At 70.7% G+C, this 15528-nt stretch carries 16 protein-coding genes and 2 pseudogenes; 10 read left to right on the top strand and 8 right to left on the bottom strand.

Annotated elements, in window-relative coordinates; genetic code table 11:
* The 6 genes and pseudogenes from JM949_RS24605 to JM949_RS24580 all read left to right on the top strand — a co-directional run.
* Positions 1-313: pseudogene (locus JM949_RS24605) on the top strand (nitrate- and nitrite sensing domain-containing protein); the annotation flags it as partial.
* An 87-nt stretch (positions 314-400) separates the two neighbouring features.
* The gene (locus tag JM949_RS24600) at positions 401-820 is read left to right on the top strand and encodes a roadblock/LC7 domain-containing protein (RefSeq protein ID WP_203150674.1); all 420 of its coding nucleotides are present in this window, start codon (positions 401-403) and stop codon (positions 818-820) included.
* 5 nt (positions 821-825) lie between these two features.
* Positions 826-1212, top strand: coding sequence for a DUF742 domain-containing protein (locus JM949_RS24595; RefSeq protein ID WP_203150673.1), 387 nt, complete (start codon positions 826-828; stop codon positions 1210-1212).
* A complete protein-coding gene (locus JM949_RS24590) occupies positions 1193-1804 on the top strand; it encodes a GTP-binding protein (RefSeq protein WP_203150672.1) in 612 nt (203 codons plus the stop codon). The genes JM949_RS24595 and JM949_RS24590 overlap by 20 nt, the downstream gene beginning before the upstream one ends.
* A 93-nt stretch (positions 1805-1897) precedes the next feature.
* Positions 1898-2224 (top strand): YciI family protein, encoded by a 327-nt coding sequence (locus tag JM949_RS24585; RefSeq protein WP_238433809.1) that lies wholly within the window; start codon positions 1898-1900, stop codon positions 2222-2224.
* Positions 2225-2316: 92 nt separating this feature from the next.
* A complete protein-coding gene (locus tag JM949_RS24580) occupies positions 2317-3540 on the top strand; it encodes an RNA polymerase sigma factor (protein ID WP_203150670.1) in 1224 nt (407 codons plus the stop codon).
* Positions 3541-3638: 98 nt separating this feature from the next.
* Here the strand turns inward: JM949_RS24580 and JM949_RS24575 are convergent, their stop codons facing one another.
* Both JM949_RS24575 and JM949_RS24570 read right to left on the bottom strand, forming a co-directional pair.
* Positions 3639-3827 carry a DUF397 domain-containing protein gene (locus JM949_RS24575; protein ID WP_203150669.1) on the bottom strand — a complete coding sequence of 63 codons (189 nt, stop codon included), beginning with the start codon at positions 3825-3827 and terminating at the stop codon, positions 3639-3641.
* Positions 3818-4583 (bottom strand): annotated as a pseudogene (locus tag JM949_RS24570) (DUF5753 domain-containing protein). Before JM949_RS24570 ends, JM949_RS24575 begins: the two are co-directional and overlap by 10 nt.
* 113 nt (positions 4584-4696) lie before the next feature.
* Here JM949_RS24570 and JM949_RS37670 point away from each other — a divergent pair.
* Positions 4697-5140 (top strand): hypothetical protein, encoded by a 444-nt coding sequence (locus tag JM949_RS37670; RefSeq protein ID WP_238433805.1) that lies wholly within the window; start codon positions 4697-4699, stop codon positions 5138-5140.
* 60 nt (positions 5141-5200) lie between these two features.
* Here the strand turns inward: JM949_RS37670 and JM949_RS24560 are convergent, their stop codons facing one another.
* From JM949_RS24560 to JM949_RS24550, 3 genes are all read right to left on the bottom strand, one after another.
* Positions 5201-5575 carry a type II toxin-antitoxin system VapC family toxin gene (locus JM949_RS24560; RefSeq protein ID WP_203150668.1) on the bottom strand — a complete coding sequence of 125 codons (375 nt, stop codon included), beginning with the start codon at positions 5573-5575 and terminating at the stop codon, positions 5201-5203.
* Positions 5572-5826: a type II toxin-antitoxin system Phd/YefM family antitoxin gene (locus JM949_RS24555; protein ID WP_203150667.1), complete on the bottom strand. Its 255-nt coding sequence runs from the start codon at positions 5824-5826 to the stop codon at positions 5572-5574. The genes JM949_RS24560 and JM949_RS24555 overlap by 4 nt, the downstream gene beginning before the upstream one ends.
* Positions 5827-5947: 121 nt before the next feature.
* Positions 5948-8800, bottom strand: coding sequence for an aconitate hydratase (locus tag JM949_RS24550; RefSeq protein WP_203150666.1), 2853 nt, complete (start codon positions 8798-8800; stop codon positions 5948-5950).
* Between the two features lie 212 nt (positions 8801-9012).
* On the opposite strand from JM949_RS24550, the gene JM949_RS24545 reads away from it, so the two are divergent.
* Positions 9013-9804: a DedA family protein gene (locus JM949_RS24545; protein ID WP_309232310.1), complete on the top strand. Its 792-nt coding sequence runs from the start codon at positions 9013-9015 to the stop codon at positions 9802-9804.
* Between the two features lie 82 nt (positions 9805-9886).
* Here JM949_RS24545 and JM949_RS24540 read toward each other — a convergent pair whose 3' ends face one another.
* From JM949_RS24540 to JM949_RS24530, 3 genes are all read right to left on the bottom strand, one after another.
* Complete coding sequence (locus JM949_RS24540; protein WP_203150665.1) at positions 9887-10546, bottom strand: C39 family peptidase; 660 nt, start codon at positions 10544-10546, stop codon at positions 9887-9889.
* 1029 nt (positions 10547-11575) lie between these two features.
* Positions 11576-12379 carry an ABC transporter permease subunit gene (locus tag JM949_RS24535; RefSeq protein WP_203150664.1) on the bottom strand — a complete coding sequence of 268 codons (804 nt, stop codon included), beginning with the start codon at positions 12377-12379 and terminating at the stop codon, positions 11576-11578.
* The gene (locus tag JM949_RS24530) at positions 12376-13296 is read right to left on the bottom strand and encodes an ATP-binding cassette domain-containing protein (protein WP_203150663.1); all 921 of its coding nucleotides are present in this window, start codon (positions 13294-13296) and stop codon (positions 12376-12378) included. The genes JM949_RS24535 and JM949_RS24530 overlap by 4 nt, the downstream gene beginning before the upstream one ends.
* Positions 13297-13478: 182 nt before the next feature.
* On the opposite strand from JM949_RS24530, the gene JM949_RS24525 reads away from it, so the two are divergent.
* Both JM949_RS24525 and JM949_RS24520 read left to right on the top strand, forming a co-directional pair.
* Positions 13479-14747, top strand: a complete 1269-nt coding sequence (locus tag JM949_RS24525; RefSeq protein WP_203150662.1) for a sensor histidine kinase — start codon at positions 13479-13481, stop codon at positions 14745-14747.
* Entirely contained in the window at positions 14738-15376 is a 639-nt protein-coding gene (locus JM949_RS24520; RefSeq protein ID WP_203150661.1) for a response regulator, read from the top strand. Before JM949_RS24525 ends, JM949_RS24520 begins: the two co-directional genes overlap by 10 nt.
* The last annotated feature ends 152 nt before the right edge of the window (positions 15377-15528 follow it).

The following is a 15528-nucleotide window of genomic DNA, read 5'->3' as shown; positions in this document are numbered from 1 at the left end:
CGGCGCCGCACCGGTCGCGGCCGGCGACGGCGGTCCGGTCCCCGCCCGGCCCGAGGCGGCGCGGACCGACTCCGGCCTGCCCGTCCGGGTCCGGCAGGCGAACATCGTCCCCGAACTGCGGGACGACCCGGCGGCGTCCGAGGCCGAGGACGAGGAAGTGGTGCGCCCACCGGAGCAGGTACGCCGGATGATGAGCTCCTACCAGACCGGCACCCGACGCGGTCGCACCGACGCGGCCCGGCTGCTCGGCGGCGCCACCGGCACCCCGGCCGCGACACCCGGGCCGACCGACGAGGACCCAGAAGCCACCTGACCGAGCACAGACGACGCGATGCCGCGCGTGTGACGGTCAAGCCCCAGACGAACACGGCGCACAGCCGGGCGAGAAGAGGACGACGAAGTGACCCAGAAGACGGCTTCGAGCGCCGACCTGACGTGGTTGCTGGATGACCTGGTAGGCCGGGTTAAGCAGGCCGAGCACGCGGTCGCGCTCTCCACCGACGGCCTGTTGATGGCCTCCTCCCAGGGGTTGAGCCGGGACGACGGCGAGCATCTCGCGGCGATGGCGGCCGGCATCCAGAGCCTGGCCCGGGGCGCCGGCAAGCGCTTCGGCGGCGGGCAGGTGCAACAGACCATCATCGAGATGCAGTCGTCGTTCCTGTTCGTCACCGCGGCCGGCCGCAACGCCTGCCTGGCGGTCCTGGCCAGCGAGGACGCCGACGTCGGCCTGATCGCCTACGAGATGGCGATGCTGGTGACCCGGGTCGGCAAGTACGTCGCGTCCCCGTCCCGCACAGAGCAACCGGCCGGCGAGAGGTAGCGGCGATGACGGTCCAGGGGGAGTCCGCAGACCACCAGTGGGTGGATGACCATGCGGGTCCGGTCGTGCGCCCGTACGCGGTGACCCGCGGTAGGGCCCGACCGGTCACCGGCACGTTCGATCTGATCTCCCTGGTCACCGCGACCCGAGCCGAGGTCACGCCGGAGGTCGGTATCGGTCCGGAGCATGTGGCGATCGTCGGGCTGTGCCAGCGCATACAGTCCGTCGCCGAGATCGCCGCCCATCTCGACCTGCCGGTGGGCACCATCCGGGTGCTCCTTGGCGATCTGGCGGCCCGCAGCCTGGTGCAGGTCCGCGAGCCACAGACCACGGCCGGTCTTCCCGACAACAGCATCTTCGAGGCGGTAATCAATGGACTACGGGCACTCTGACCGGCCGGCGGGAGCGACCCCACTGCCCACCGCGATCAAGATCCTGGTCGCCGGCGGCTTCGGCGTCGGCAAGACGACCATGGTCGGCGCGGTCAGCGAGACCCGGCCGCTGCGCACCGAGGAGGTGCTGACGGAATCGGGGGTCGGCATCGACGACCTGTCCGGTGTGGAGGGCAAGACCACCACCACCGTGGCCATGGACTTCGGTCGGATCACCATCAGCGACGACCTGGTGCTGTACCTGTTCGGTACGCCCGGGCAGGACCGGTTCTGGTTCGTCTGGGACGAGCTGGCCCTCGGCGCGATCGGTGCCGTGGTGCTGGCCGACACCCGCAGACTCGCCGACTGCTTCCCGTCGATCGACTACTTCGAGGGTCGAGGGACGCCGTTCGTGGTCGCTGTCAACTGCTTCGACGGCGCCCGGAAGTACCGGCTCGACGAGGTCCAGGCCGCGCTCAACCTGGACCCGGGAGTGCCGGTGCTGCTCTGCGACGCCCGCAAGCGGGAGTCCAGCAAGGAGGTGCTCGTCACACTGATGGAGCACGCCATGAAGACCCGCGAGGCCCGTCGCCGCGCCGCCAGCGGAGACTGACCGAGGTTTTGGCGGGAGTGTGTCCGGAACGGCCACGGCCGATCGTCATGCTGGCGACACCCCGAGACACCGAGGAGCGACCAGATGAAGTACATGATGTTCGTCTGCACCGACAGTGAGCCGGACACCGACCCGACCGACGTCCCCGACATCCACAAGTGGGTGGCCGAGAACGACGCCCGTGGTCGCCGCCTGCACGGTGACGCCCTGGCACCGACCACCGCGGCCACCACGGTCCGGGTACGCGACGGCGAGCTGCTCGTCTCCGAGGGGCCGTTCGCGGAGACCACGGAGGTGATCGTGGGCTTCGACCTGCTCGACTGCGCGGACCTGGACGAGGCGATCGAGGTGGCGCGGGCACACCCGATGGCCCGGCACGGGCGGCTGGAACTGCGCCCGTTCGCGGGCCTGCCCGACTGACGGTTGTCCAACCCACGACGCCGGCCGGTGCGGACGCACGCATCGGCGGCGGGCACCCCGGCGGTGACCTACCGCCCGGCGACCCGCCGGCAGTGGCGGCGCACGCCGTCGCGGCCGCCAGCGTCGACGTGTACCCCCGGATCGTGGCCACCCTGATCCGGGTGACCGGTGACTGGGCGTTGGCCGAGGACTGCGCCCAGGAGGCGTTGACAGTCGCCCTGGAGCGCTGGCCTGCCGACGGAGTGCCGGCCAACCCGGGCGGCTGGCTCATGACGGTGGCCCGCAACCGGGCGGTCGACGTCCTGCGCCGGGCCACCGTCGAGCGCCGCAAGCTGCACGACCTGGCACTGCTCACCCCGGCCGACGCGAGCGAGCCGCAGGTGGGGCCGGACGTCGTGGACGACCGGCTGCGGCTCATCTTCACCTGCTGCCATCCGGCGCTCGCGATGGAGGCCCGGGTGGCGTTGACCCTGCGCACCATCTGCGCTGTGCCGACCAGCGACATCGCGCGGCTCCTGCTGGTCAGCGAGTCGACGATGACCCGCCGGCTGACCCGGGCCCGCACCCGCATCGCCCAGGCCGGCATCCCGTACCGGGTGCCGAGCGGGCCGGCGCTGACCGAGCGGCTACCCGGCGTCCTCGCCGTGGTGTACCTGTTGTTCACCAGGGGCTACGCCGCCGACGGTGAGCCGGCGTTCGCCGACGAGGCGGTCCGGCTGGCCCGGCTGCTCGACCGACTGATGCCGGAACAGTCCGAGGTCGCCGCGCTGCTGGCGCTCGTGCTGTTCCAGCACTCCCGCCGGCACGCCCGCCGCGACGCCGAGGGCAGGCTGCTGACCCTCGACCGGCAGGACCGCGACCGGTGGGACCATGCCGCCATCGTCGAGGGCCGGGCCGCCCTCGATCGGGTACGCCACGACGGGGTGTACGCGTGGCAGGCGCGCATCGCCGCCTGCCACGCCACCGCCGCCGACGCTGGCGCTACCGACTGGCCGGCGATCGCGCGGGCGTACGACGCGCTGAACGACCTCCAACCCTCGCCGGTGATCGCCCTCAACCGCGCGGTGGCGCACGGCTACGCCTTCGGGCCGGCGGTCGGGTTCGCGCTACTCGACGTGGCGCGCGCCGGGGATGGGCTGAACGGCAACCCGCTCGCGGTGGCGGTGGAGGCCGACCTGGTGGCCCGGCAGGGCGACCGACGTCGGGCCGCCGCACTGTTCCGGGAGGCGGCGGCGATGGTGGGCTCGGCGGTCGAGCGTCGGGCGCTGCTGGACCGGGCGGCCGAACTCGCACCCGATCGGGGGCGGGCAGGGTGAATCTTGGACACTTTCCGTCCTCAGTTGACGGAAACTGTCCAAGATCTCAGCTTCGGACAGTGGCGCGGCCTGGGCCGCGCCGGGAACCTTTCAGTGGTTCAGCCGCGCTTGGCCATCTCCAGGAATCGGGACCAGGCCGCCGGGTCGAAGGCGAGCGCCGGACCGGCCGGGTCCTTGGAGTCGCGTACGCCGATGACGCCCGCGAGGTTGTCGGCCACCTCGACGCAGTCGCCGCCGTTGTTGCCGCTCTTGCTGCTCTTGCGCCACCGAGCGCCGATCAGGTCCATGAGGCTGCCGCTTCCCTGATGAGATTGAGGGACTGTGCCCGCGACAGGGCTGCGTCGCGAATGCGTTCCCACCGTCGGTCGAGCGTAGCAACGTCGGCAACCTTGTCGATGAGCTGCGCTTGCGCCTGGCTGTCGACGTGCGCGACCCGGGCGCCGTCGGGCATCTCGGCGACGGTGAACGGGCCGCCGAGGCCCGGATACATGCCGACGTCGGCGGGCACGACGAAGAGCGACACGTTCGGCAGGGCGGCCTGCTCGGCCAGCCGCTCGCACTGCTCCCGCATCATGGCCCGGTCGCCGTCGAGGGTGCGCCGGAGGATTGCCTCGTCGAGGACCGCGACGAGCAGCGGCGGGCGCTCCCGGCGCAGGACGGCCTGTCGACTGAGTCGCGCCTCCGCGAGATCGTCGGCCTCGGCCGGTGTCAGTGCCTCGCCGACCAGCGTCGCCAGCGCGTACGCCTTGGTCTGAAGAAGCCCCGGAATCCACGCGAGCTGAAACGATCGCAGTGACAGCGCCTCGCGCTCGATCTCGGCCCAGGGCGGAACCAGGCGGGCGTCCGGCGCTTCAGCGCGTCGGGCCACAGCTCGTCAACGTTCCGACCGAGCAACTCGGCCACCCGCGCGCGATGACGCGTCTGGGGAATTCGTCCCGTGCTCGCCCACTTCGCCGCCGTCTTCGGATCGACGCCGATCTGAGCAGCGGACTCTCAGCTGTGTGGCCCCTCTCGACCATCGCCGCCTGTACGGCTCGATTCATCCTCAAACCCCTCAGAACGTTCCAGACGGTGGAAGGTAGAAGTTATACGCGGTGTGATCGATCGGCAACCCTTGGCAGGGTGCTGTGTGGACAGCCTCGAGAGGGAGCACAGGATGCCCGACGACAAGCCCTGCAACGGCCCCCACCGGCCCAGCACCCGAGCGGCCCAGCCGGCCTCGCCCCGTGCGATCAGCGCTGGACCGACCGGGCCACGGCGCCCTCCGTACCGTGGCCCGGGTCGCGCGGCGAACGTCGTACCCGAATCACGCTGGCGGTCCTGGTGTGGCCTGCCGGCCGCGCACACCGCCGACGGCCCACTCTGGACGTCCGACGCCTGCGGTCAGGACTGGCCCTGCCCGGCGGTACGAGCGACCCCGACGGACGCCGCTCGCCGGGCGACCCTGATCCCCGAGTTCTCCCGGATCACCCGCCGGGCGATCCGCGACCTGCGCGGCCAGCCAGGCGGCCCCGATCCGGTCGCCATCGTCCGCCGCTTCTTCTGGTTCCTGCCGCTGACCGACGAGGAGGCCCGCGCTGTCGCACTCCGGCTGCGCTGAGCGTTCACGCGGCTGGCCCCGACCGACCGGGCCGACGGCTCGTCCGCCAACGGATGAACGTCACGCCACGAGGATCGGTACGTCGTACTTCTGGATGCGGTCGTCCCTGGTGACCAGGGTCAGCCCTTCGTGCAGGGCCTGCGCGACAAGCATCCGGTCGAAGGGATCCCGGTGGATCAGCGGCAGTCGACCTGCCGCGACGGCATGATCGTGGCGGATCGGGAGTTCCCGCAGTTCGGCGTCACGGATCCGTTCGGCCAGATCGGTCGGGCCGGGCAGCTTGCCAAGCGACTGTTTGATCGCGACCTCCCACAGCGTGACCGGGCTCAGGTACACATCGGGTTCGGTGTCGATGCGGTCCTTGATGTCCGCGGCGAGGACCGGGTCGTCGGTCAGCCACCAGAGCACCACGTGCGTGTCGAGCAAGAGCCTCATCCGGGTAGCCCGAAGTCGCGGGTGATCTCGTCGTTGACCTCGTCGGCGTCCCAGTCACCGGTCAGATCCAGCGCACCACGCAGAGACCCGCGACCGGTGCGTGTCGTACGACGAAGAGGAATGACCTTGGCGACCGGATTGCCGGCCCGGCTGATCACGATCTCCTCGCCGTGCTCGACCCGCTCGATGATGCGTGACAGATTCGTCTTGGCATCGTGGATGTTGAACTGCGCCGCAGCTTCACCGGCCACCGTGGCACCTCCTTAGCTAAGAGGTTAGCCCGCGACAGGACCTGATACGAGGAGCGACGCCGGATACGACACAGGCTCCTTCCCGGCTAAGCGGGGAAGGAGCCTGCCGACCGTCGGTACGTCAGTTGGCGATCATGCGGCGCAGCACGTACTGCAGGATGCCGCCGTGCCGGTAGTAGTCCGCCTCACCGGGGGTGTCGATCCGCACCACGGCGTCGAACTCCACGCCGGTGTCGGTGCTGACCCGCACGGTACGCGGCGTCTCGCCGTCGTTGAGCGCGGTCACGCCGGTGATGGTGAACGTCTCGGTGCCGGTGAGGCCCAGCGACTCCGCGGTGACGTCCACCGGGAACTGCAGCGGCAGCACGCCCATCCCGATCAGGTTCGAGCGGTGGATCCGCTCGTACGACTCGGCGATCACCGCCCGCACACCCAGCAGCATGGTGCCCTTGGCCGCCCAGTCCCGTGACGAGCCCGAGCCGTACTCCTTGCCGGCCAGCACGACCAGCGGGATGCCGGCCTCCTGGTAGGCGACCGAGGCGTCGTAGATCGAGGTCTGCTCGCCGGTGAGGTGGTTGACGGTGAAGCCGCCCTCCACGCCCGGGACCAGCTGGTTGCGCAGTCGGATGTTGGCGAAGGTGCCCCGGATCATCACCTCGTGGTTGCCCCGGCGGGACCCGTACGAGTTGAACTCGTGGCGGGGCACGCCGTGCTCGGCGAGGTACGTGCCGGCCGGGGAGTCGGCCTTGATCGCGCCGGCCGGCGAGATGTGGTCGGTGGTCACCGAGTCACCCAGCTTGGCCAGCACCCGGGCACCGGCGATGTCGACGACCGGGCTCGGCTCCTGCTGCATGCCCTCGAAGTACGGGGGCTTGCGCACGTAGGTGGAGTCGTTCTCCCAGGCGAAGGTGTCGCCGGTCGGGGTCGGCAGCGACTGCCACCGCTCGTCGCCGGCGAACACGTCGGCGTACGCGGCGCTGAACCCGGTGGCGCCGATCGCCTGGGCGATGACGTCCTGGATCTCGGCGCTGTTCGGCCAGATCTCGCGCAGGTAGACCGGGTTGCCCTCGGTGTCCTCACCGATCGGCTCGTTGGCCAGGTCGATGTCCATCGTGCCGGCCAGGGCGTAGGCGACCACCAGCGGCGGGGACGCCAGGTAGTTCATCTTGACGTCCGGGTTGATCCGGCCCTCGAAGTTGCGGTTGCCGGAGAGCACCGAGACCACCGACAGGTCGTGCTCGTTGACGGCGGCGGACACCTCCTCGGGCAGCGGGCCCGAGTTGCCGATGCAGGTGGTGCAGCCGTAGCCGACCAGGTTGAAGCCGAGCTTGTCCAGGTACGGCGTGAGGCCGGCCCGCTCGTAGTAGTCCATGACGACCTTCGAGCCGGGCGCCAGGGTGGTCTTGACCCACGGCTTGCGGGTCAGGCCCTTCTCGACCGCGTTGCGGGCCAGCAGCGCGGCGCCGATCATCACCTGCGGGTTGGAGGTGTTGGTGCAGGAGGTGATCGCGGCGATCACCACGGCGCCGTGGTCCAGCTCGTACTCGGCGCCGTCGCTGCCGGTGACCCGGACCGGGTTGCTGGCCCGGCCACCCGCTCCGGCGGCGGCGGTCTCCAGGTCGCGCGGCTCGTCGGCCGGGTCGCTGAACTCGTTGGCCGGCGGGTCGCTGGCCGGGAAGGACTCGGCGCTGGCCTCGTCGGCCGGGCCGTTGGCGCCGCGCGGCAGCTCCTCGCGGGCCACGCTCGGCTTGAGGTCGCGCTCGGCGCCGGAGTCGTCGGCGACGTAGTCGGTAAGCGCCGAGCGGAACAGCGTCTTGGCGCTGCCCAGCGGCACCCGGTCCTGCGGGCGCTTCGGGCCGGCGAGCGACGGCTCGATGGTGCTCAGATCCAGCTCCAGGCGCTCCGAGTACTCCGGCTCGGCCGCCGGGTCGTGCCAGAGGCCCTGCTCCTTGGCGTACGCCTCGACGAGCGCCACCTGCGCGGCGTCCCGGCCGGTCAGCTCCAGGTAGCGGATGGTCTCCGCGTCGATCGGGAAGATCGCCACGGTGGAGCCGTACTCCGGGGACATGTTGCCGATGGTGGCCCGGTTGGCCAGCGGCACGGCGCTCACGCCGGGGCCGTAGAACTCGACGAACTTGCCGACCACACCGTGCTTGCGCAGCATCTCGGTGATGGTCAGCACCAGGTCGGTCGCGGTGGTGCCGGCCGGCATCTCACCGGAGAGCTTGAAGCCCACCACCCGGGGGATCAGCATGCTGACCGGCTGGCCGAGCATCGCGGCCTCGGCCTCGATGCCGCCGACGCCCCAGCCCAGCACGCCCAGGCCGTTGACCATGGTGGTGTGCGAGTCGGTGCCGACCACGGTGTCCGGGTACGCCTGGCCGTTACGCTCCATGATCGTGCGGGCCAGGTACTCGATGTTGACCTGGTGCACGATGCCGGTGCCCGGCGGCACTACCTTGAACTCGTTGAACGCGGTCTGGCCCCAGCGCAGGAACTGGTAGCGCTCCTTGTTGCGCTCGTACTCCAACTCGACGTTGCGGGCGAACGCGTCCTCGCGACCGAACAGGTCGGCGATCACGGAGTGGTCGATGACCAGCTCGGCCGGGGCGAGGGGGTTGACCTTGGTGGCGTCGCCGCCCAGGTCGCGCACTGCCTCACGCATGGTGGCCAGGTCGACCACGCACGGCACGCCGGTGAAGTCCTGCATCAGGACCCGGGCCGGGGTGAACTGGATCTCCACACTCGGAGTGGCGTCCGGGTCCCATCCGCCGAGCTGGCGGATGTGGTCGGCGGTGATGTTCGCGCTGTCCTCGGTCCGCAGCAGGTTCTCCAGCAGGATCTTCAGGCTGTACGGCAGCCGGGCGTGGCCCTCCACCTTGTCAATCTTGAAAATCTCGTAGCTCGCGTCTCCGACGCGTAGCTGGGTCTTCGCACCGAAGGTGTCGAGGCTCGCCACGTCGTACTCCTTCACACCAGCGACCGTGAGTAGTCCTGAGCAGTCTGTCGCACCGGTCGGGGTGCCGCCGAGGTTAGGTGACACTTACCGCCGATTACGCTTCCAACAAAACCGTACGTCCGTCTTGCTATCTGCGCAACCTGACGCCACGGGTTGGGCGGTCCGCGACCGCGCCGCGTCCTCGGGTCGGCGAGGTAGGGTCGGGGCCGATTCGGAAGGGGTGCCGAGTGATCGACGTTCAGCACTGGCTCTCGGCACTGCCTCCGGGCATGGTCTACCTGATCGTCGCCGGGGTGATCGGCGTGGAGAGCATGGGCGTCCCACTGCCCGGCGAGATCGTCCTGGTCAGCTCCGCCCTGCTGGCCGCCACCGGTGTGGTGGAGCCGGAGTGGGTGGCCAGCGCGGCAGCCTTCGGCGCCATCGTCGGCGACTCCGTCGGGTACGCCGTAGGCCGACGCGGCGGCCGTCCGCTGCTCGCCCGGCTGGGCAGGCGGTTCCCCAAGCACCTCGGTCCGGCGCAGCTCGCCCGTGCCGAGCAGAGCTTCGCGCGGCACGGCGTCTGGGCGGTCTTCTTCGGTCGGTTCGTGGCACTGCTGAGGATCCTGGCCGGGCCGCTCGCCGGCGCTCTGCACGTGCCGTACCGCCGCTTCCTGCTGGCCAACGCGGCCGGCGGGTTGGTCTGGGCCTTCGGCACGACGTACCTGCTCTACTCGGTCGGCCGGGCGGCCGAACACTGGCTGAAGGACATCTCCTGGGCCGGGCTGGTCCTCGCGGTGCTCGCCGGGCTCGGCAGCACCTGGTGGCTGCGCCGACGCGCCCACCGCGTCGAGTCGGCCGACGGTGCCTCCGGCGTGGAAGCCGCCGAGGTAACTTCCGGCGGTCAGGCTGTTGCGGGGGCCTCCGGCGGTCAGCCGACCGAGGCGGCCTCCGGCGGTCAGCCGACCGAGGTGGCCTCCGGCGGTCAGTCGGCTGTGGCGGCTGTCCCCGGCGGCGAGCCGACCCGCGCGGGCGAGCACTGACCTGGTCATGCCGAAGGGCCGGGCCCCGTGGTGGGGTCCGGCCCTTCGGTTCGTGCTGGGTGCTGGGTGCTAGATGCGTGGGTCAGCTGGTGGCGTAGCCGCGGGTGGCGATCCAGTCCGCGAGGTGCTCGACGGTGATCCAGTAGGAGGCGGTGTTGGGATCGGCGGAGTCGGCGATCTTGACGGTGTTGCCGTTGTCGCGGTAGCCGACGACGCTGATGTAGTGCCCGCCTTCGTAGGAGTGGGTGCCGCCGTCGGTGTCGGTGCTGGTGCCGGCGATGTTGGCGACCACGGCCCGGCCGTCGTCGACAGTCTTGACGATGTCGGCGCGCAGGGTGTCGGTCTGCTTGCCGTCGGCGTCCGGGCTGCTGATCTCGACGCTGTGGTACGCGTCGGCCTTACCGGTCTCCTTGTTCAGCACCGGGGTGATGTCGTTGATCGAGTTGGTGCCGGCCTCGGTGGTGCCCATTTCCTTGGCCATGTCGTCGACGTTGATGTTCTTGCCCTGCACGCTCAGGGCGTTGCGGGTGGCGGCAGGGCCGCAGTAGTAGAAGTTCGGCTGGGCCTCGTAGCGCACGCCGAGTTCCCGCTCACCGTGACCCTTGCGGTCGGTCTGGGTCTGGGTGGTGGGCTTGGCATCGGAGGCGGCGTAGGCGGCGGTGACGGGGCCGGCGATGGCGCCGCCGGTGAAGGCGAGGCCGGCGGCGGTCAGGGCGGTCTTACGGATCAGATCGGTACGCATGATGGCGTGCTCCTCTGCATCGGGGGTGCCCGCACGGCACTCAACGGGGGGTCAGTGCCACGTGCGGGGAAAGTTCGGGGGGTTCTGCCCGGTGACCCGCAATGGGGGTCGGCGTCGGGACAGGGTGTAACCGGTGCCGGTGGCAGGTCATTCCGCCTACCCGCAGGGGGTCGGCCCTGTTGTGGTGCTCGGCCGTGCGGGGGTGTAACCGGGGCGGCCTGGCGGGTGTTCCCGGCGGCTGCGCTGCCCGGCCGTTGTGGTGCTCGGCCGTGCGGGGGTGTAACCGTGCAGGCCTGGCGGGTGTTCCCGGCGGCTGCCCTGCCCGGCCGTTGTGGTGCTCGGCCGTTCGGGGGTGTAACCGGGGCGGCCCGGCGGGTGTTCCCGGCGGCTGCCGTGCCCCGCGACCGGGACTGTTGCGGTGCTCTGCCAGGTATAACGGCCCGGCCGGCGCCGATTCCGCCGCCGGGGTGGCCCCGACCACCCGACACCGGACACCAAACCCGACAACCCGCCCACCTCGCCCAGTCGGCGATACGGACAGGGCGGCCGAGACGGGGTGATCGGCTCGGGTTCCTGAAAGTCGCGGTGTCCGGGTGGCGCGGATGCCCCGACTTCATGAAAGCCGAGTGGATCATGCCGGTCTGCGCCGTTCGCGCGCCCCGGACCGGGCCGACTCGGAGTCAGGACGGCGCGGATCGGCTCAGCCTCAGGTTGGCACGCGGTGCGGACCCGGCCCGACTCGGGGCAGGGCCGCGCGGGATCGACCCGACGCGGGTCAGCGCTCCATGCGAACCCGGCATGGCGGCCACGGCGGCGTGATCGACTCGGGTTCGCGGAAATCGCGGTGTCCGGGCGCCGGGGACACCCCGACATCATGAAAACCGAGTGGATCATCCCGGACTGCGCCGTTCGTGCGCCCCGACGGGCCCGACTCGGCGGCACGGCGTCCGGGGACTGGCCCGATTCGTCATGGCTGCCGTCGTTCCGCGTCGTCGGCCTCACCCGGCTCCCCGTCGGATGGGACACCGCTCAGGCGTCTCGGCGGCGCAGTTGCCATGCGGCGAGTCCGAGCACGATCACGGGGTAGAGGCAGAACAAGGCGAATCCGGTCCATGGGCCGAGTGCGAGGGGGTCCTGGTGGACGGAGCTGACGGCTGCGCCAGCCGGCGTCGGCAGATACCGGTACGCCGCGTCGGACACTGACTCCGGCAGCAGCCCGAGCACGAGCTGTGGCGCGAACAGCAGCCCGAACAGAGCCGAGATCCCGCCGGCGGTGTTGCGCAGCAGCGCACCCAGACTGAGGCCGAGCAGTCCCACCGCGGTCAGGAACAGCGCGCTGCCGAGCACGGCCCGCACCACGCCGGGCTCGCCGAGGCCGATATCCAGGTCCTGGGCGGACAGGATCGACTGGCCGGCGAGGAACGACGCCAGCACGGCCGGAACGGAGATCACGAGGGTGGTGAGCCCGAACGCGACCGCTTTGCCCCACAACATCGGCAGGCGGCCGGGCACCGCCGCCAGGCTCACCCGGATCGATGCGGTGGCGTACTCGCCGGTGATGAACAGCACGCCCAGGACGCCGATCGCGAACTGCGCCAGTTGCACGCCGGAGAGGCTGACCGAGACGGCGTCGAATGTGGTCGGATCCGCGGGCGGGCGGGCGACGCGCAGCGTGGTGTACGCCAGCCCGACGCCCACCACGAGCGCGACCGTGGCCAGCAGGCACCAGATCGTGGACGGCAGGGAGCGCAGCTTGATCCATTCCGACCGGATGACGCGCACCTGATTGATGTGCTGCTCGCCGGGGTACGCGGGAAGGGTGACGTTGTTCATGGCGTCGCTCCAACGGTGTTCGCGCGGTGCTCGACCGCGTCCCGGGTGAGATCGATGAAGACTTCTTCCAGCGAGGCCTGCTCTGCGGTGAGCTCGAGCAGTGTGATGCCGGCAGCGCCGGCGGCCATGCCGATCTGGTCGGTCGTCAACCCCGACACGGTCAGCGTGTTGTCCCGGTCGAACGAGACCTCGATGCCAGGCCCGGACAAGCGGGGCGCTAGCGCGTCCGGATGGGTGGTGCGCACCCGAACCACGCTGCGGCTACCTGCCCGGACGAACTCCGCCACACCGGTATCGGCGATCAGGCGGCCCTTGCCGATGACGATGAGGTGCTGGGCGGTGAGCGCCATCTCGCTCATCAGGTGCGAGGAGACGAAAACCGTTCGGCCTTCGGCGGCGAGGCTCTGCAACAGCGCGCGCACCCAACGGATGCCGTCGGTGTCGAGCCCGTTGAGCGGTTCGTCGAGGATGACCGTGTGCGGGTCGCCCAGCATGGCCGTGGCGATGCCGAGCCGCTGCCCCATTCCGAGCGAGAACTTGCCGGCCCGCCGCCGCGCCACGCCGGCCAAGCCGACCGCCTCGATCACCTCGTCGACGCGCGAGCGGTGGATGCCGCTGGTGCGGGCCAGCGCCAACAGGTGGTTGTACGCGCTGCGGCCCGGGTGAATCGAGCGGGCCTCCAGCAGCGCGCCGACCTCGCGCAGCGGCGCGGTGTGCGCCCGGTACGGCTTTCCGTTCACCAGCACCGAACCGCTCGTCGGCGCGTCCAGCCCGAGGATCATCCGCATCGTGGTGGACTTGCCGGCGCCGTTCGGCCCGAGGAAACCGGTCACCATTCCTGGGCTGACGGTGAATGTCAGCCCGTCGACGGCGAGCTTGTCACCGTACCGTTTTGTCAGCTTCCTCGCCTCGATCATCGCCTTTGCTCCTCACCTCGTCCGACTGACGTTTACGCTGCCAGCGCATGACGGCGCGGTAAGTGAGGCGGCCAGCCGGACCGCCCTGAGGTTTTCCCCACCCCTGACGGTGGGTTTGCCCGATGGCCAGCCGACGCCGGGATACCTAGCGTTAAGACATGACCTCAGCGGGAGCGAGAGCGATGCTGGATGAGCGGCCCACCGGACCGCTCGCCGTGCTGCGCCCGCTGTCGTCGGCGCGCACCTGGCAGGCGACCTTCCACGTGGTGGCTGGGATGTTCCTCGCAGCCACCACGGGCACGGTGATCTGGCTCGTGGGCGTGCTGTGGTGGGCCGCCGTGGACAGCCTCGTCGAAGGCCCGACCGGCCACCGGCTGCTCCCAGTGCTGTACGTGGTCGTCGCCGTCCTGAGCCCGCTGGCGCTGCCAGCGTGCGCGCGGTTCTTCAGCGCGCTGCAACGGGAGCGGTTCCGTGCCCTACTCGGTGTCGAGATAGCCGCGCCGAAGCACGACCCTGGCACCGGCTGGCACCGGATCTACCAGCCGTGGACCCTCGGAACCACCTGGCGCCAGCTCGCCTACCACCTGCTCGCCCCACTGCTGGGCGGCCTCGGCGGGGTGATCGTCGTGCTCTGCTGGTCGGCGCTCCCGCTCGCCGCCCTGTTGGTCGAGCGCGTGTCCGGGGTGGGGTACGGCCTGTGGTTCGGCGGCGCCACAGCCCTGCTGCTCGCCGCGCCGTGGGTCGCGCGCGGCATCGCCGGGGCCGACACGGGCGCGGCCCGGCGCCTACTCGGCCGCAGCCACGCCGAGGAACTTGCCGAGCGGGTCGAGTCCCTGGCGCTCAGCCGAGCCGACCTGGTCGAGGCCGCCGACACCGAACGGCGCCGGATCGAGAGGGACCTGCACGACGGCGTGCAACAGCGCCTCGTCTCCCTGGCGATGAACCTGGGCATGGCCCGCGCCGCCCTCGCCGACCGGCCGCCGGAGATTCTGGGGGTCGTTGCCGCGGCCCACGACGAGGCCACCGCCGCGCTGGCCGAACTGCGCGACTTCGTTCGCGGCCTGCATCCGGCCGTCCTCAACGACCGGGGACTCGACGCGGCGCTTTCGGGCATTGTCGCGCGGGCGCCCCTGCCGGTGAAACTGCACGTGGACGTCGCGCCACGCTGCTCGCCGAGCGTCGAAGCGATCGCGTACTTCGCCGTGTCCGAAGCGCTGACGAACGTTGCCAAACACGCGGACGCGAGCCGGGCCGAGGTCGTGGCGGAGCGCGTCGACGACCGGCTGATCGTCACGATCACCGACGACGGTCGCGGCGGCGCGTCGGTCGACGGCCCCGGCACCGGCCTGCGCGGCCTGGCGCAGCGGGCAGCGGCGGTCGACGGCAGTCTGACCGTGGTGAGTCCGCCCAGCGGGCCCACAACCGTTACCGTTTATCTCCGATGCGAATAGTGCTAGCCGAAGACTCGGTCCTGCTGCGGGCCGGTCTCACCAAGCTGCTCACCGAAGGTGGCTTCGAGGTCGTCGCCGCGGTGCCCGACGCCGACCAATTGCTGACCGCCGTCGACAGGCACCGACCCGATGTCGTGGTGGTCGACGTGCGGATGCCCCCGACCCACACCGACGAGGGCATCCGGGCCGCGCTCGTCATCCGGCGGCAACACCCGCGGATCGCGGTGTGCGTGCTCTCGCAGTACGTGGAGGAACGGTACGCCACCGACCTTCTCTCGGTCGAGACCAGCGGTGTCGGTTACCTGCTGAAAGACCGGGTGGCGCAGGTGTCGGACTTCCTCGACGCGCTGCGCCGGGTGGCCGCCGGCGGCACCGTGCTGGACCCCGAGGTTGTCGCCCAACTGCTGGTGCGCCGCAACGACCCAATGCAGCGCCTCACACCGCGCGAGCAGCACGTGCTGCGGCTCATGGCGGAGGGCCGCTCCAACACCGGCATCACGGAGGCATTGAAGGTCAGCCACAGCGCGGTCGAGAAGTACGTGAGCAACATCTTCACCAAACTCGACCTACCGCCCACCGACACGGACCACCGCCGGGTGCTGGCCGTGCTCAAATACCTCGGCAGCTAGCCCAACGCTGGCCCCGCGCGCTTCCGTCGAGAAACCGTCCAACGCCTGACCAGAGAGCGTCTGGACGCACATGGCCGGCACCAGAGCACCACAGCACGCTTGGAGGGCCCAGACGTCGGCGGTGGTCGCACCGCCCTGGTGGGCCCGACAGG

The organism is Micromonospora tarensis (genome assembly GCF_016803395.1).
Lineage (GTDB): Bacteria > Actinomycetota > Actinomycetes > Mycobacteriales > Micromonosporaceae > Micromonospora > Micromonospora tarensis.
This window is presented reverse-complemented; position numbering and strand designations above follow the sequence as displayed.

Bases quoted from the DNA above. Each gene is read 5' to 3' on its own strand.
- JM949_RS24595 (WP_203150673.1), top strand. From the start codon at position 826: ATGACGGTCCAGGGGGAGTCCGCAGACCACCAGTGGGTGGATGACCAT.
- JM949_RS24590 (WP_203150672.1), top strand. From the start codon at position 1,193: ATGGACTACGGGCACTCTGACCGGCCGGCGGGAGCGACCCCACTGCCC.
- JM949_RS24585 (WP_238433809.1), top strand. From the start codon at position 1,898: ATGATGTTCGTCTGCACCGACAGTGAGCCGGACACCGACCCGACCGAC.
- JM949_RS24575 (WP_203150669.1), bottom strand. From the start codon at position 3,827: ATGGACCTGATCGGCGCTCGGTGGCGCAAGAGCAGCAAGAGCGGCAAC.
- JM949_RS37670 (WP_238433805.1), top strand. From the start codon at position 4,697: ATGCCCGACGACAAGCCCTGCAACGGCCCCCACCGGCCCAGCACCCGA.
- JM949_RS24560 (WP_203150668.1), bottom strand. From the start codon at position 5,575: ATGAGGCTCTTGCTCGACACGCACGTGGTGCTCTGGTGGCTGACCGAC.
- JM949_RS24540 (WP_203150665.1), bottom strand. From the start codon at position 10,546: ATGCGTACCGATCTGATCCGTAAGACCGCCCTGACCGCCGCCGGCCTC.
- JM949_RS24535 (WP_203150664.1), bottom strand. From the start codon at position 12,379: ATGAACAACGTCACCCTTCCCGCGTACCCCGGCGAGCAGCACATCAAT.
- JM949_RS24530 (WP_203150663.1), bottom strand. From the start codon at position 13,296: ATGATCGAGGCGAGGAAGCTGACAAAACGGTACGGTGACAAGCTCGCC.
- JM949_RS24525 (WP_203150662.1), top strand. From the start codon at position 13,479: ATGCTGGATGAGCGGCCCACCGGACCGCTCGCCGTGCTGCGCCCGCTG.
- JM949_RS24520 (WP_203150661.1), top strand. From the start codon at position 14,738: ATGCGAATAGTGCTAGCCGAAGACTCGGTCCTGCTGCGGGCCGGTCTC.